Here is a 15,848-nt window from a genome sequence, read left to right as displayed (position 1 = left end):
GATGCGGCTTATACCTGCATCCTCCTTCACATCTACTGGAGAGGGGGATCACGTCTTTGTTACAAGTAAGAGATTTAGATAAACGATTTGGTCTGCATTATGCTTTGTCCAAGATATCCTTAGATATACATTCTGGAGAAATACATGCGCTCGTCGGGGAAAATGGTGCAGGTAAATCGACATTAATTAAAATTCTCACAGGTATTTATCAACCAAATGGTGGAAAAGTTTTTTGGAATAACCAAGAGACAGTTATCCGCGAACCAAAGACAGCGAGAAAGATTGGTATACAGGTGGTTCACCAAGATCGTCAATTAATTGCTAGTTTCTCTGGTTATGAAAATTTATTTTTAGGCATTTCTTATCCGAAACAAAAATTAGGTTTAGGTATTCGGTGGGGAGCAATGAAAAAAGAAGCGGATCAGCTAAAGAGCAAGCTGGGCATCCAGTTAGATTTGAGAAAATTAGCAGAGCACATGTCTCCATCTGAGAAAACGATGTTAGAAATCATGCGTGCTGCTATGTTAGATTGTCAACTGCTTATCTTGGACGAGCCAACAGCTGCCCTTAGTGATGAAGAATCAGAATTGCTTTTTGAGCTGATTAACAAGCTTGTAGCAAAAGGGACTGCTATTTTGTATGTTTCTCATCGCATGAATGAGATTTTGAGATTATCCGATCGAGTTACCGTAATGCGTAATGGAAAAATAGCAGGAACGTTTTCAACAAAAGAGATGAGTAAAGATACTTTGGTTCAACTGATGACCAACCAAACTAGCTCCATAAAAAAACAGATGCAAAAGACATCTTTCTCCAATAAAGAGAATGTCCTTCAATTGAAACAAGTTACCTCGAAGGATCAAAAAGTAAAAAATGTAAGCTTGGATGTGAAACAAGGAGAGATAGTAGGAATATTTGGATTAGCTGGTTCAGGTCGTACAGAATTGTTAGAAACCATATATGGAACAAGACATCTGAAGACAGGACAGATGGAGATACAAGGAAAAATCGTATCTTCTTTTTCCCCAAAACATTCGCTTGCACGTGGGGTAATCCTCATTCCAGAAGATAGGAGAGGAGACGGATTAATTGTAGATATGTCCATTCGTGAGAATATGACGCTGTCTACTCTTTCTGAGTTTTCTTCCATCTATAACATAAAAAATCAAAAAGAGAAGACAGCCGTTCGGACATGGATGGAAAGGCTACAAGTGAAAGCAACAAGTTCGGAACAACCCATAAAAGAGTTGAGCGGGGGAAATCAACAGAAAGTAGTTTTTGCGAAGGCACTGTTATCTAAACCGATTTTATATTTATGTGATGAACCAACACAAGCAGTTGACGTGATGACCCGGGAAGAAATACACCAGCTATTGAAAGATCAAGTTTCTCATGATAGTGGAGTTTTATTTGTATCGTCTGATGTACAAGAAGTTCTTGATATCTCTGATCGAATCTATGTTATTCATGAAGGTGAGATCGTAGCAGAATTTGAGAATGAGGCTGTCACTGCTGAGCAGATTTTGCAAGTATGTTACAACCAGAGAAAGCAGAGTGATGTCTAAAATGAATCGAAATCTAGCAACAACATATTCTAGTTCCCTGTTACGTCTGTTTCGGGTGTATGGAACACTTTTCGCAGGAGTATTGATAATTCTTTGTTTTAGTATTCTTAGACCAGATTCCTTTGCTACACTGGATAATGTCATTAATATAAGTAGACAGATATCCTTCTTGGTAATGATAGCTTTGGGAGCTACTCTTGTAATGGCTGTTGGAGAATTTGATCTATCCATCGGTGCAATGGCGAGTTTAGGTGGTGTAATGGCTGCCAAATTAGCTGTTTCGGGTCAACCGATGTGGCTCTGTATTTTACTTCCATTAGCTATATCTCTTGTGATTGGTTACATCAATGGATGGATTGTAACCAAATTTAAAGTATTGTCCTTTATTACAACATTAGGAATGGGAACAATTCTTGGAGGAATAACTTTTTGGCTGACAGATGGAGCTACTATTTTTGAAAATATCCCAGAATCATTTCGTTACTTAGGTCAAGAAATGTGGTTTACGATACCAATTCTTTCCTTTATCATGCTTTTTCTCACCATATTGTTCTGGTACATCATGTCCTACACGCCATTTGGTCGTAGGTTATATGCGATTGGTGGGAATGAAGCTGCTTCTCGAAATGCAGGAATATCCGTTGCGATAAACAAAAATTTAGCATTTGCCCTATGTGCAGTGCTTGCAACTCTTACAGGAATTTTGATGGCGTCCCGTCTGGGTTCCGCACAGCCTACGAGTGGAGATGGTTTGTTTCTTCCTGCTTATGCTGCAGCCTTTTTAGGAATGACTTCCTTTAAAGAAGGTGTGCCTAATATATGGGGTACATTTGTCGGTGCAGCTATTATTGGTATATTAGCAAATGGTTTAACTATGTTGGAGGTTCCGCCTTTCTTGCAGGATGTTGTGACAGGGTCTATCGTTATTGCTGCAGTAATTTTGCAAAAAATTGGGCGTGATTCCTCTTGAAATTTCACAGCCTAAGAAATCAATTGGTTTGGCAGCAAATGAAACAACAACAGGAAGCATTATTGATTGGTTATCTGATAGCAGGAGATCCCACGATTCCAAAGTCACTTAAAATAATAGAAAATTCTTTTCTAGCTGGACTTGATATTTTAGAACTAGGTATCCCAAGTAGAAATCCATATATGGATGGACCTATCATCCAAAATGGACATGCAAGGGTAAATTTGATGGTAGATGATTTATTAATGTTATTGAGAAATATGAGACAACAGGTACAAAAACCAATTTGGGCAATGGGTTACAAAGCAGACTTATTTCAATCCAATTTCTACAAACAATTGGCATCCGAACAGTTGGTTGATGCATTGCTAGTGCCAGATTGTTCTTATGAAGAAAGCTATGAAATGGCAAGAGAAGTAGGCGATTATGGAGTAGATGTGGTTCAATTCATTCAACCTACCATGTCTGATCATCAGATGTCAGAAATCGCTAAATATGCTTCGATCATCTATGCACAGACTTATGTTGGAACTACTGGCGCTAACCCTGCAACGCTAAATGAACTACCTATTTTTTATAAGAGAATACGAAGACATACACAGGCAATGATCGTGGCTGGATTTGGTTTGAAAACACCAGATAAAGTACGCACCGTAGTCAAAAGTCATTTTGATGGAGCTGTAGTAGGTTCAGCATTGGTAGAATGTTGTGCAGATGAAAACCAAGACAGGTTGTTTCAGCTAATATCGAAATTGAAACGTGCAACTGATCTTTATCAGATAAAAGGATGATGTATGTTGGGTTATATCGCATCTTTTGACATCGGAACTACACAAGCAAAAGGGATTCTCGTCACAAAGGAAGCAAAAATTTATTTCGAAAAAAATATAGATATACTAACTGATTACACAGGCAATCAGATGGAACAAGACCCTCATCATTGGTATCAAGCTGTCATTTCTATTTTGTCTTCTTGGTTTGAACTAGGCATTGACCCTCACGAAATAGAGCTTGTTACATTTAGTGGTCAAATGCAGGATTGTATTCCTGTGGATAAAGAAGGAAATCCACTAAGACCTGCCATTCTGTATGGGGACAGCCGGGCAGAAAAACAGGCAGCTTTATTAGATGATCTGTTTCCGATTGTTGATGTAACAGGAAATCATATGGATAGTACACTCACCTTTCCCAAAATGTGGTGGCTTAAAGATAATGAACCAGCAGTTTACCAAAAAACGGAATCATTTTTAATTAGCTCTAAGGATTATGTGATCCGTCATTTAACAGGTTTATGTGTAACAGATCCTACAACAGCGGCTACTACGGGAATGATGAATGCACAAACGAGAAATTGGCAAACAGATTGGTTATTATCATGTGGGATGGATAACTGCAAACTCCCAACCATCCGGCCTTCCAATGAGATTGTCGGCCATGTCACTAATCAAGCATCTAGTGAAACTGGGCTGCTAGTTGGTACACCTGTTTTATGTGGAATGGGCGACGGAGGGTCAGCTTCTATTGGTGCAGGTGTATTTGCCAAAGGTCAATTGTATGGATATATCGGTACAACAGGTTGGATTGCTTCTCCAGTGGATAATATCTCACAAACGGCAAAAGGTTTGTTTCATCTTCCATATGTGAAGGAAAATCAGTTTTTAGCGATTGCCCCATTGATGAATGCTGGCAATGTACACAAGTGGGTCCTAGCTGAATTTGGAAACGTTCCTTTGTCAGATGATAGGAGTTATGACGAATTAGAAGAGCAGATCAAAAAGAGTGATCGAGCAAACAATTCCCTTTTGTTTTTACCTTATTTAAACGGGGAGAGATTCCCCATCCAAGATCCAACGGCTTCAGGATGTCTCATAGGTATTCGTCCTCAAACTACCTCAGCTGATATGAGTTGTGCTGCTTTAGAAGGGGTAGCAATGTCCCTGAGGCAAGCAATGGAAGCTATTACAGAAGGAGGTACAGGTATAGTCACGCTTATTGGTGGAGGCAGTAAAAGCAAAGTATGGAATCAGATTATAGCGGATGTGTTAAATAAAACAGTAGTCGTACCATCAGAGTCGCAATTTTTTCCTGCAATGGGAGCAGTTGTACTTGGGGTAAAAGAAATAGGTTGGGATGAGAGTTTTTCTGATTTTTCAAGAAAAGCATTATCAAGCGTTGCCCGAACTTCCTTTGTGCCTGATGGCAGAATGGTAGAACACTATAACCAGAAATATAATAAGTATAAAGAACTTTATAATCGATTAAAAGATTTATTATAAAGAGATTACCCTTCATCGATCAAGATGGCAGGGTTTTTTATCTATCAATCTCTCCGAAAGAGTATTCCCACTTCAAGCATGAGCTAAGTTCGGTTCGGCGTTAGCCGAAAGGAATTGGTTCGCAATATTCCCTTTTTTTGTTTCCGAGTGTATAATCGGCCTTAAAAAAGGAGAAAGAAACAAATGCACAAGCATTCCGTTTTTCGTTTGTATCCAACCAGAAAACAAGCCATTTCCATCCATAAGTCCATGGGATCTAGTCGTTTTGTATTCCATCATTTCTTAGCAAAATGAAACGATACCTATCGGGAAACGGGGAAAGGGCTTATCTATTCGATTTGCGCCAAGCTTCTAACCACCTTGTCCCAACAAGTTTCAATGGCTAAAAGAAGCAGATGCCCATACAATCTTCTTTAACGGAATCCCAAGGATGCTTTTTAACGTTTCTTCCAAAAGCAAAACGATGCCTCTCGTTTCAAAAGGAAGCGGAACTTACTCCAGTCTTACGCCACCAAGATCGAAAAGGAAAATTAATTACCAGAAGTGAGTTTCGTAAGAATCGCCGTAGGGACTACGGTTTGAGCTTGGTTCACTTCCTTGGGGTATCGAGGACTACCCAAGAATCCCCCACCTCTAAGCGTTAGCATAGGTGGCGGGAGAGTTCAACCGATGGAATCTAATAAGTTGAAATGTATTATCTGGGTGAGTTGATCCTATTAGAAGTTAGTTACATAGGAAAAAATATTCTATCAACATTTTCTATTATAACGAGTTTTCTATTCACTATTAGGAGAAAACTTTCTGGAGAAAACCTTTTTGTTTGAATTGTTTTAGTAGAATACGGTATCATATGTGCAAATATATGAAGTAAGAAGGTTAAAACATGCATATTAGTAAGACCCCTCGAGCATGGGCTTTGGATACATTAGAAAAATGGCGGAAAGAAAATGCTTTCAGTAATTTACTTTTGCATCAACAACTAGAAAAAAGTAATCTAGATGGACGAGATAAACGTCTTGTGACAGAGTTGGTTTATGGATCAATACAGCGATTGAATACACTTGATACAATCATTGATAAATTGGTACAGAAAAAGAAACTAGATTTATGGGTAAGGCAGCTGCTCCAGCTTAGTTTGTATCAATTTCTGTTTTTGGACAAGATACCAGAAAGGGCTATCGTGCATGAAGCCGTAGAAATTGCCAAGTGGCGTGGGAATATAGGAATAGGAAAATTTGTAAATGGAGTTTTACGAGCTTTCTTACGAAGACAAGAGGAATTTGTTTTACCAAAAAATCCATCGACACGAAGAGAACGATCGTTGACCTACTCTTTTCCAGAATGGATGGTCATGGAGTTATCGAACTCATATGGAGAAGAAGTAGCAAATCGTGTGATGGAAGCCTGTAATCTTCCTCCGAAAGTAAGTATACGAGTGAATAGCCTGCGAGGGGATCGAGAAGCTTTTTTATCACAATGGGAAACAGAGCCCTATATTTCGGTTGAGGCTTCCACCATGAGTCCAGATGGTGTTGTCATAACAGGAATAGGGAACGCTGCAAATCATCCTAAATACAAAGAAGGTTTATTTTCGATACAAGATGAAAGTTCTATGTTGGTAGCTCCATTGTTTGATCCAAAGCCCGGAATGCATATTTTAGACGCTTGTGCTGCACCCGGTGGAAAAACAACACACTTGGCAGAAAAAATGAACAACCAAGGTGCGATCACTGCACTAGATATTCATCAGCACAAAATAAAATTGATCGATGCGAATGCAAAAAGACTTGGAATCTCTATTATTGAGACAAAAGCTTTGGATGTGCGAAAGCTGGATAACAACGAAATGTTTGATGCTGTTTTATTGGATGCACCATGCTCTGGTCTTGGAGTTATTCCAAGAAAACCAGATATCAAATGGCGTAAATCAGCATATGAGATAGACCAGCTTGTGTTGATTCAGCAACAACTGCTCGAAGCCGTAGCATCTAAGATCAAATCTGATGGTATACTACTATATAGCACTTGTACGTGGACATTGGAAGAAAATCAACATCAAATTGCTCGTTTTCTAGAAACTCATCCTGATTTTTATCCAGATAATACTCTTTCCTATCATCTTCCAGAGAAAGTAAAAGAAAAGGCTGTGATAGGTGAGAATTGGATTCAAATACTTCCTCATCATTTTCATAGTGATGGATTTTTTATTGCCAAGTTGCGAAAAAAATAGAGGATAAGTTTGGATATCCCCAGTATCTTTCGAAATATGGTAAAAAGAGCCTTAGAAGTACGAAGAATTTCCGAAACCATCAACGAGCTCTTTCCATCTAGCTTTTTTCTTTGATATAATAGAAAATGTTTTTCGTTTGATAAAGTTGCGGTTTGTTGGAGCGATAGATATGAAATCATTTGTATATGACTATGGAACAGAAGACTGGACGAAATGGATCAAGAGTCAAGGTCATCCGACCTTTCGATCAAAGCAAATTATGGAATGGTTGTATTCCAAACGAGTTACTTCTTTTGATGAAATGACGAATTTACCGAAAACACTTCGAGAAGAACTTGCAAGATATTTTGAATTCGAAACTCTGGAAACCATCACAACACAAACATCGCAGGACGGAACGGTTAAATTTTTATTTGGATTACATGATAAAAATGCAATTGAGACCGTTATTATGCGTCACCAATATGGAATAAGTGTATGTGTAACCACTCAAGTGGGTTGTCGAATCGGCTGTACTTTTTGTGCCTCTACATTAGGAGGGTTGAAACGAAACCTGACAACTGGGGAAATTGTTGCCCAAGTGGTGAAAGCGCAACAGCACTTGGATCAAACTGGAGAACGTGTGAAATCTGTTGTGATTATGGGATCAGGTGAGCCATTTGAAAATTATGATGCAACCATTCAATTTGTTCGTATCATCAATGAAGAAAATGGTTTGAATATCGGTCAACGCCATATAACAGTTTCCACAAGTGGAGTAGTACCAAATATTTATCGTTTTGCAGATGAAGATTGGCAGGTTCGACTTGCCATCTCCTTACATGCTCCAAACCAAGATTTACGTTCACGACTAATGCCTATTAATCGCCGTTTCCCTTTGAAAGATTTACTGACGGCATGCTGGTACTACCTTCAAAAAACAGGACGAAGGCTCACTTTTGAGTATGCATTGATCGGGGAAAAGAATGATCAAGATGAACAAGCTCATGAATTAGGTAAACTTTTATCTGGGATGAATTGTTTGGTTAACCTTATTCCTGTAAACTTTGTTCCTGAGCGAAATTTTGTTCGAACACCTAAAAAACAAATTTTTGCATTCCAACGTATTTTGGAGTCTTATCATGTTTCGACAACAATAAGACGAGAACAAGGTCACGATATCGATGCAGCCTGTGGGCAACTTCGAGCTAAGCAACAAGGTTTACTAGAGAAATAAAGAATGAATGAGAAAGGGGTAAGCCGGCATGGAGATAGCACATCGGACTCACATTGGCCTTGTTCGTGATCTCAATGAAGATAGCATACATCTGTTTCGTTCCAAATGTAGACGAGTGGTAGCCATAGTCGCAGACGGAATGGGCGGCCACCAAGCAGGTGACGTTGCTAGTCAACAAACGATTCGGATCATGGAGCGGTATTTGGCTCCCATTCAGTTTCAAAATACGACAGAAGATAAAAGCAACCATCTACTACAAGCAGTTGGCAAGGCAAATGAACAAGTCTTTTCTCTGGCGATGCGAAATAATCAATATCAAGGTATGGGGACAACAGTAATTGGTGCTGTTATTGATCTAAAAGAGGTAGTTTTGGCTCATGTTGGTGATAGTAGAGCATATATGTTACATGATGGAGGTTTGTACCAACTAACCGAAGATCATTCTTATGTCAATATGCTACAAAAACATGGTCAAATAACTGCGGAAGAAGCAAAAAACCATCCACAGCGCAATATGATAGTACGTGCAGTTGGTACTAGTGATGAAGTGGAAGTAGATCTGATAACCACACCATGGGAAAAAGATGATATTTTGCTTTTGTGTTCAGATGGCTTGACTACAATGGTGAGTGAGAGAGAAATAGGTGAAGTATTGTCACAAGCAGGAGAGACAATGGAGGAGAAAGCGGATCGCCTGTTGCAGATGGCATTACATGCTGGTGGAAAAGACAATGTTTCTCTGATTTTAATGAAACATAGAGGAGCGTCTAGCCCATCTTAAGTGGGACTTAAGGAGGAGCGAGGTGACCATGCAGATGGAAGGGAAGAAACTTGGGGGACGTTACGAAATCTTGAGTAGAATCGGCGGCGGTGGTATGGCCGTTGTATATAAAGCAAAAGATATTTTACTTCATCGAAACGTAGCGATAAAAGTATTAAGTGAATCCCTAAGTAATGATCAAGAATTTGTTCGTAGGTTTGATCGTGAAGCACAAGCTGCTGCTAGTTTATCTCACCCAAACATCGTTAATGTATATGATGTAGGGCAAGATGGGTATATTCATTACATTGTAATGGAGCTAGTAGAAGGTCCAACTTTGAAACAAATGATATTGGAACGAGGTACATTAACAACAGCAGAAGCAGGAGATATTGCTGCACAAATCTGTGATGGACTCCAACATGCACATGATAATCAAATTGTGCATCGAGATATAAAGCCACATAATATCTTGATTGGAACTAACGGTCGAGCAAAGGTGACGGATTTTGGTATTGCAAGGGCTGCAAGCTCTTCGACCATAACCCAAACTGGCTCCGTGATGGGATCTGTTCATTATTTTTCTCCGGAACAAGCTCGAGGTGGACAAATTGGATCAAAAGCAGATATATATTCACTTGGTGTTGTGCTATATGAAATGTTAACGGGTGAACTGCCTTTTGATGGAGATTCAGCGATAAGTATTGCGTTAAAACACTTGCAAGAACCCGTTATAGATCCAAGGGAATTAAATAAAAAAATACCAGAAAGCATGGTTAATATCGTTATGCGTGCTTTGGAGAAGGACCCTGAAATGCGGTATACTTCTGTAAAAGCAATGATGCAGGATATCAATTATGCTTTGCAGTTTGACAGCCGGCGAGAAAATCGCTGGGAAAGATCTGCGAAAACAAGTGACATTTTTCAGACCATCCCTATAGCTGCGGATGAAGAGACAGAGGTACATAAAGTATTTCAGTCTAGAAGTAATAAAAATTCATATCAGTCTCCCGTGCAGCGAGAAGAAATCCGATCTCCTAAGCGAACGGAAACCAAACAGGCGACTCAAGTTAGTCAAGAAACGATGGCTGGTTTGGAACGGTTTCGAAATGTCTCAAATGACAAAGATAAAACGGTATTTCAACGTACGGTTATTTGGTTAGACAATGTTCAAGCAAAGTTACCTTGGTGGCAAAAATTATTATTTAGTTTACTTACCATTGGCATAATCGTATTTATAGCGATCTATGGTTTCAATGTAATTTGGGGCTTGTTATCTTCACCAAATGATGATCCAAACAATCAAAATTCAACTGAAATTAGCATGGCAAATCTGTCAGGAATGACGAAAGATGAAGCCATGAATTGGTTTGAGACACACAACTTAAATCCTCCAACGATCAAATATGGTGAGAGTTCAGATGATAGTCAGGATAAAGTTATCTCACAAGATCCAACAGTTGGTTCTCCTATCGATCAAGATTACAAAGCAACGATAACATTAGGAGCTGGAGGAGCCAACGGCTCTTTGAAAGTAAAAGATTTTACTGGAATGTACCAAAGTAATCTAGGTAAATACACGAATCAAGAACTTGGATATAAAATAGACTACAGCGATAGTCGTTGTTATAACCAAAATACAACTGGTCAAAATTTATCCCATGGTCAAATTTTAGAGCAAACCCCAAAAGCAGGAGAGAATATCGAAAAAGGTGGCACTGTCTACCTATGGATTTATGTTCCTGGGAATAGCGGTTGTAAAGATTTACCTCCTTCATTAGGAGGAACAGCTAAAAATGCGGACAGCAAATTATTGACTATCCATCAGGTCGAAAATATAAGGACAAAGGAAAATGAGTCAGTAGCCTAAACGTGAAAGGAGAATGTTTAAATGCCGAATGGGCAGATCATTAAAGCGATTAGTGGGTTTTATTATGTACGATCATCAGACAACAAAGAAGTTACACAATGTCGAGCCCGCGGCATATTTAAATTTGAAAAGAAAAAAATAAAACCATTGGTTGGCGACATAGTCACTTGGGAAAGGACGGGGTTGGATCAGGGAGTAATTACTTCCGTCCAACCCCGCTCTACTGAACTGCTTCGTCCACCAATTGCCAATATTGAGCAAGCAGTTGTAGTGTGTTCACTACGAGAACCAAAGTTTCAATCATTGCCGTTAGATCGATTTTTGGTACATGCAGAAAAAGAAAAATTACGTATTGTCATCTGTTTGACAAAAAGAGATTTGGTAAGTGATCCAGAAGATATATCAGCAATAAAAGAAATGTATAGCAAATCAGGTTATCCTATTGTCACTACTAGTATTAAAACGGGTGAAGGAATAGCGGAACTTCTGCAGATATTGCAGGGAGAAACAACAGTATTTGCTGGTCTTTCAGGAGTTGGGAAGTCCTCCTTGCTCAATCACATTTTGCCTGATAGCAAACAACAAGTGGGAGCAGTCAGTGAAAAAATCGGTCGTGGTCGTCATACGACAAGACAAGTAGAATTGCTGTCCTTACAAGATGGTGGACAAATAGCAGATACTCCCGGCTTTAGTCAATTGGGGCTTCAGGGAATGACTGCTGAAGAGTTAACTTATGCCTTTCCAGAATACCATTCGTACTTAGAATCTTGCCGTTTCCGTGGATGTTACCATCAAAATGAACCCGGTTGTGCAGTAAAAGAGGGAGTTAAAGCAGGAGAACTCAATGAATCACGTTATGCACACTACTTACTTTTCTTAAATGAAATTCAACAGGAAAGAAGGTATTAACTCATGGTAAAAATAGCCCCATCCCTCCTTTCAGCGGATTTTTCACGACTAAAGGAAGAAGTCCAAGAAATTGAACAAGCCGGAGCTGACTGGTTACATATTGATGTGATGGATGGTCATTTTGTGCCAAACATCAGTTTTGGTCCACTTGTGGTGAGTGCTATTCGTCCTCATACTTCACTACCGTTTGATGTACATTTAATGATCAAAGAGCCAGATGCTTATATTGATGCGTTTGTTAAAAGTGGTGCAGACCTGATTACTGTTCACCAAGAGACTTGTTCGCATTTACACCGCACCATTACTCACATCAAAGATCAAGGAATAAAAGCCGGTGTAGCAATAAATCCGGCAACCTCTTTATCTGCTATAGAACCTATATTGCCTGATGTTGATCTTGTTCTGCTGATGACGGTAAATCCAGGTTTTGGTGGACAGTCTTTCATTGCAAGTGTGCTCCCTAAAATAGCCGAACTACGTACGAAAATAGATAATTTGGGCCTGTCGGTGGAAATCGAGGTAGATGGTGGTATCGCCACTGGGACAGCAAAAGAAGTTGTGGAGAATGGAGCGACCATGCTTGTAGCCGGCTCAGCAGTATTTGGACAAAAAGATCGCAAAAAAGCAATCGAAGATATTCGGAACGATTATCGTTTGAAGCAAGTGTAAAGCAATTGATTTAGCCATGTGTTGGATGGATATCCTTGTACTACAGGATTGATATTCACCATGGCTATTTCTTTTGGAAAAAATAGTTTTTCGTTTTGACGCGAATATTTTGATAAAATAAGTAGAGAATTATTTTGATGAAGGATGTAATCGAGGAGGAGAAAGTTTGAATCAAAGAAGTAAAGTCATTACGTTAGTAGAAACATCTATCATTGCCTCACTTGCTATTGTTTTAAATTTGCTTACACCATTTCAATTATGGCCTAATGGGGGTTCTGTTACGTTGACCATGGTCCCGATCGCCATTTTGGCTTTTCGCAGAGGGATTGGTGCAGGAATTACAGCTGGTCTGTTGACTGGTCTCATACTTCTAGTGTTACCGGGTGCATTTTATGCAAATCCAATCCAAGTAATCTTAGACTATCCGATAGCATTTGCACTACTGGGTTTTGCAGGGTGGACTTCGATTAAAGATATAAGCAAGCCGAGCAGGCAAATTATAAAAGTTATCATGGGGTTATTTACTGCAGGTATCTTACGTCTCTTATCTCATTTTCTGTCGGGGGTTATCTTTTTTGCCGATTATGCTCCAAAAGGACAATCTCCTTATGTCTACTCGTTTATTTACAATGCTAGCTACATCTTACCTGAAATTATCATCTCCATCATTTTTGTTATTGTACTGTTATACACAGCACCAAAATTGTTTCAAGCGAAATGAGTATAAAGAGAGTAATTGTAGTAGCTGGTGGAACTGTTGCGAGTAGATTTTTGCAAGAGCATATTCAAGAAGAAGATATACTGATAGGTGCAGATCATGGAGTAGTTGCCCTCCTGGAAGCAGGTTTCATTCCTCATATAGCTATTGGTGATTTTGATACAACAGGAAAAGAAAATATGGAAGCGTGGAAGTCATTAGGTATAGAGATCATTCCATTGTCTATCATGAAAGATGTGACTGATTCTCATGCAGCACTAGAACATGCGCTTACTTATATTCCAGAAGAAGTACATATTTATGGTGCGTTTGGTGGAGCAAGGATGGACCATACACTTGCAAACATCGGCCTTTTGGAATGGCTAAATAATCATGATGTAAAAGGGATCATGCAAGATGAAACAAATCGTGTGCAGTTCATAAAAGGGCCAGCCAAAGTGACATTGACAAAAAGTGAGTATCATTATATATCTGTTCTGCCTGTGAGTAAATATTTAGAAAAAGTAACAACTTATGGTTTGGTATACCCGCTTCAGGAAAAAGATGTGTGCCGTGGAGAAACGCTAGGAATTAGCAATGAAATATCAGATCGTACGGCAATGATCACGATTGAAAATGGAGTTGGGTTGATCATCGAAAGCAAAGACAGATAATAAATTTTAGATTCCATCTAACTGGGAATCATTGTTTTTTTTGAGGTCTGCTGTTTCTTTCCTTTTGTTTGGTACAGAGTAAAATCTGTAAATTTTGTTTTCCGTTCTAGGTACAAATACCTATGGGTAGAATATATATAGGATGACAAACAGGAAATGTACCGATGAAGAAGGAGGGAACTCGGTTGCGCTTTTATACGTTAAAACTTCCTAAGTTCCTTGGTGGAATGGTCAGAGCCATCCTACATGCTTTTAAAAAAGATTAAAGCTTGCGACTCAAATAATGGGTCGCTTTTTTTTATGTATTTGCGAACGAGAAAACCCATGGCTTTAATCGTGGGATGATAGAGAACGTTAGACAATGGAGGATAACCCTCCTGAAAGTCTGACCATATTTTTTAAAATACATCTTTAAGAACGTGTGTCCTATTGGTAAAATACCCCTAGTTCCTCTAAGCAACAAAAAACCCTAATTAACCATGGGCACACGAGATTAGCTTTGCAAGGGAATAGTAATTAGACTACCGTCCCAAGAATCCCACAGTTTTAGCTGTGTGGAATGTAAACACTTATCTACTGGCATATTGTTTACGGGAAGCAGACGAAGGGATCCCCATTTTTTCACGATATTTGGTTACTGTTCGGCGTGAGATGGGAATTCCTTCTTCTTTCAGTAAGTTTGCTAGCTTTTGATCAGATAGTGGTGAAGTTTTTGTTTCTTGTTGGATCATTTTTTGGAGTTTGTTTTTTACTGTATGAGATGCTAACTCCTGACTTAAACCTGATTGGAAAAAGAAACGAAATGGAAAAAGTCCATGTGGTGTTTGCATGTATTTGTTTTGGGTTGCTCGACTAACTGTAGATAGATGTAACTCGATCTCTTCGCTTACCTGTTTTAACGTAAGCGGTTTCAGAAATGAAGTTCCATGTTTGAAAAAATCCATTTGTTGATGAAGGATGATTTCGGTTATTCGATAAATGGTTTGGTTTCTTTGCTCTATCCCTTTCATTAACCATAAGGCAGATTGATATCGATTTTTTAAGTAGTGATTAACCGTTTCACCATAGCTGTTTTTCATCAAACGTAGATAGGTTGTGTTTATTTGGATTCGGGGAGTTGCTGCTTCATGGAAGAGAATTTCGAACCTGTCATTGTTCTGTCTGATGATTACATCAGGGTACACATAGGACAAGGGGGTGGTGGAATAGGAGCTATTAGGACGAGGATTGCATCGCTTGATTACATCGACTGCGTGTTGAATTTTTTGTATATCTACTCCCAGCTCTTTTGCTATTTTTTTCCAACTCCCATTCGCTACCTCAGGTAAATAATGCTGTGCTATTTCAATAGCAACTTCATTTAACGGACTTTTATGACGTAGTTGAATCTCCAAATATTCAGCCAATGTTCTCGAACCATTACCAATAGGATCTAATGATTGGATGATAGACAGACATGCTTCGAATTTCCGCTCCTCTATCTTGAATTGTTTACAAAAAAAGGAACTATCTATGTCCAAATAGCCTTGTTCGTTTAGATTACCAATGAGGGCTAGACAAATATTTCTTTGTGATTCATCTAAAGGAATAAATCTCAATTGTTCTTCTAAATGCTCCATTAAGCTTTTTTGATTAGAAGTAGTGTTTTCCCAAGTTGTTTCTGCACGATGGAGTTGGAGTGTTCCTGTCTCTCTCTCTCCTTTTTCCACATAGTGAAACCAATCTTCTAATTCCTCTACTTCTCTATCAGTGCTATCTTCCGTTTCCAGCATCGGATTTTCCATTTTTTGTTCTTGAATAAACTTCGTTAGCTCTTCTGTGGATAATTGTAAAATTCTAATCGCTTGGCGCATTTCAGGAGTAATTGCCAACTTGGTTTGTTGATGCTGGTTTAGCTGATACCCTACGTGTAAGCTCATTGGATCACCCCTATTTCGTATCTATTTTATCACATATAAATTTATATATATTTCTAATGATTATATAATACGAGAAAAAATATTTCCTATTTA

The 15,848-nt window shown here is 38.9% G+C and carries 15 protein-coding genes; 14 read left to right on the top strand and 1 reads right to left on the bottom strand.

Translation table 11 applies throughout. From position 1 onward, the window contains the following. Positions 1–56: 56 nt before the first annotated feature. The 14 genes from GSM42_RS06125 to spoVM all read left to right on the top strand — a co-directional run bounded on the left by GSM42_RS06125 (position 57) and on the right by spoVM (position 14,102). Positions 57–1,565 carry a sugar ABC transporter ATP-binding protein gene (locus GSM42_RS06125; RefSeq protein ID WP_160800669.1) on the top strand — a complete coding sequence of 503 codons (1,509 nt, stop codon included), beginning with the start codon at positions 57–59 and terminating at the stop codon, positions 1,563–1,565. Beyond that, complete coding sequence (locus tag GSM42_RS06120) at positions 1,558–2,535, top strand: ABC transporter permease (protein WP_237446494.1); 978 nt, start codon at positions 1,558–1,560, stop codon at positions 2,533–2,535. Before GSM42_RS06125 ends, GSM42_RS06120 begins: the two co-directional genes overlap by 8 nt. Further along, complete coding sequence (gene trpA, locus GSM42_RS06115; RefSeq protein WP_160800668.1) at positions 2,532–3,326, top strand: tryptophan synthase subunit alpha; 795 nt, start codon at positions 2,532–2,534, stop codon at positions 3,324–3,326. The genes GSM42_RS06120 and trpA overlap by 4 nt, the downstream gene beginning before the upstream one ends. Before the next feature lie 3 nt (positions 3,327–3,329). Continuing rightward, positions 3,330–4,811, top strand: coding sequence for a xylulokinase (locus tag GSM42_RS06110; RefSeq protein ID WP_160800667.1), 1,482 nt, complete (start codon positions 3,330–3,332; stop codon positions 4,809–4,811). 183 nt (positions 4,812–4,994) lie between these two features. After that, positions 4,995–5,105, top strand: a complete 111-nt coding sequence (locus GSM42_RS21325; RefSeq protein ID WP_160800666.1) for a helix-turn-helix domain-containing protein — start codon at positions 4,995–4,997, stop codon at positions 5,103–5,105. A 589-nt stretch (positions 5,106–5,694) separates the two neighbouring features. Further along, positions 5,695–7,041 (top strand): 16S rRNA (cytosine(967)-C(5))-methyltransferase RsmB, encoded by a 1,347-nt coding sequence (rsmB, locus tag GSM42_RS06100; RefSeq protein WP_160800665.1) that lies wholly within the window; start codon positions 5,695–5,697, stop codon positions 7,039–7,041. 169 nt (positions 7,042–7,210) lie between these two features. Continuing rightward, a complete protein-coding gene (rlmN, locus tag GSM42_RS06095) occupies positions 7,211–8,257 on the top strand; it encodes a dual-specificity RNA methyltransferase RlmN (protein WP_160800664.1) in 1,047 nt (348 codons plus the stop codon). A 28-nt stretch (positions 8,258–8,285) separates the two neighbouring features. Beyond that, positions 8,286–9,038, top strand: a complete 753-nt coding sequence (locus tag GSM42_RS06090; protein WP_160800663.1) for a Stp1/IreP family PP2C-type Ser/Thr phosphatase — start codon at positions 8,286–8,288, stop codon at positions 9,036–9,038. Between the two features lie 34 nt (positions 9,039–9,072). Then, positions 9,073–10,887, top strand: coding sequence for a Stk1 family PASTA domain-containing Ser/Thr kinase (gene pknB / locus GSM42_RS06085; protein ID WP_237446502.1), 1,815 nt, complete (start codon positions 9,073–9,075; stop codon positions 10,885–10,887). Between the two features lie 21 nt (positions 10,888–10,908). Further along, positions 10,909–11,796, top strand: a complete 888-nt coding sequence (rsgA, locus tag GSM42_RS06080) for a ribosome small subunit-dependent GTPase A (RefSeq protein ID WP_160800661.1) — start codon at positions 10,909–10,911, stop codon at positions 11,794–11,796. A gap of 3 nt (positions 11,797–11,799) precedes the next feature. Beyond that, positions 11,800–12,465, top strand: a complete 666-nt coding sequence (rpe, locus tag GSM42_RS06075) for a ribulose-phosphate 3-epimerase (RefSeq protein WP_160800660.1) — start codon at positions 11,800–11,802, stop codon at positions 12,463–12,465. Between the two features lie 166 nt (positions 12,466–12,631). Next, positions 12,632–13,186, top strand: a complete 555-nt coding sequence (gene thiT, locus GSM42_RS06070; RefSeq protein ID WP_160800659.1) for an energy-coupled thiamine transporter ThiT — start codon at positions 12,632–12,634, stop codon at positions 13,184–13,186. Beyond that, positions 13,183–13,836, top strand: coding sequence for a thiamine diphosphokinase (locus GSM42_RS06065; protein WP_160800658.1), 654 nt, complete (start codon positions 13,183–13,185; stop codon positions 13,834–13,836). The genes thiT and GSM42_RS06065 overlap by 4 nt, the downstream gene beginning before the upstream one ends. Positions 13,837–14,021: 185 nt before the next feature. Next, positions 14,022–14,102 carry a stage V sporulation protein SpoVM gene (gene spoVM / locus GSM42_RS06060; RefSeq protein WP_037464635.1) on the top strand — a complete coding sequence of 27 codons (81 nt, stop codon included), beginning with the start codon at positions 14,022–14,024 and terminating at the stop codon, positions 14,100–14,102. A 303-nt stretch (positions 14,103–14,405) separates the two neighbouring features. Here spoVM and rpoN read toward each other — a convergent pair whose 3' ends face one another. Next, complete coding sequence (gene rpoN / locus GSM42_RS06055; RefSeq protein ID WP_160800657.1) at positions 14,406–15,755, bottom strand: RNA polymerase factor sigma-54; 1,350 nt, start codon at positions 15,753–15,755, stop codon at positions 14,406–14,408. Positions 15,756–15,848: the final 93 nt, after the last annotated feature.

Source organism: Shimazuella alba, from assembly GCF_009831235.1.
GTDB lineage: Bacteria > Bacillota > Bacilli > Thermoactinomycetales > Thermoactinomycetaceae > Shimazuella > Shimazuella alba.
Note: the sequence above shows the minus strand (reverse complement) of the source record. Positions and strands in the feature narration are given on the sequence as shown.

What these genes read in the sequence shown, in the direction of transcription:
- GSM42_RS06120 (WP_237446494.1), top strand. Translation starts at nt 1,558, where the DNA reads ATGTCTAAAATGAATCGAAATCTAGCAACAACATATTCTAGTTCCCTG.
- GSM42_RS06110 (WP_160800667.1), top strand. Translation starts at nt 3,330, where the DNA reads ATGTTGGGTTATATCGCATCTTTTGACATCGGAACTACACAAGCAAAA.
- GSM42_RS21325 (WP_160800666.1), top strand. Translation starts at nt 4,995, where the DNA reads ATGCACAAGCATTCCGTTTTTCGTTTGTATCCAACCAGAAAACAAGCC.
- rsmB (WP_160800665.1), top strand. Translation starts at nt 5,695, where the DNA reads ATGCATATTAGTAAGACCCCTCGAGCATGGGCTTTGGATACATTAGAA.
- rlmN (WP_160800664.1), top strand. Translation starts at nt 7,211, where the DNA reads ATGAAATCATTTGTATATGACTATGGAACAGAAGACTGGACGAAATGG.
- GSM42_RS06090 (WP_160800663.1), top strand. Translation starts at nt 8,286, where the DNA reads ATGGAGATAGCACATCGGACTCACATTGGCCTTGTTCGTGATCTCAAT.
- pknB (WP_237446502.1), top strand. Translation starts at nt 9,073, where the DNA reads ATGGAAGGGAAGAAACTTGGGGGACGTTACGAAATCTTGAGTAGAATC.
- rsgA (WP_160800661.1), top strand. Translation starts at nt 10,909, where the DNA reads ATGCCGAATGGGCAGATCATTAAAGCGATTAGTGGGTTTTATTATGTA.
- rpe (WP_160800660.1), top strand. Translation starts at nt 11,800, where the DNA reads ATGGTAAAAATAGCCCCATCCCTCCTTTCAGCGGATTTTTCACGACTA.
- GSM42_RS06065 (WP_160800658.1), top strand. Translation starts at nt 13,183, where the DNA reads ATGAGTATAAAGAGAGTAATTGTAGTAGCTGGTGGAACTGTTGCGAGT.
- rpoN (WP_160800657.1), bottom strand. Translation starts at nt 15,755, where the DNA reads ATGAGCTTACACGTAGGGTATCAGCTAAACCAGCATCAACAAACCAAG.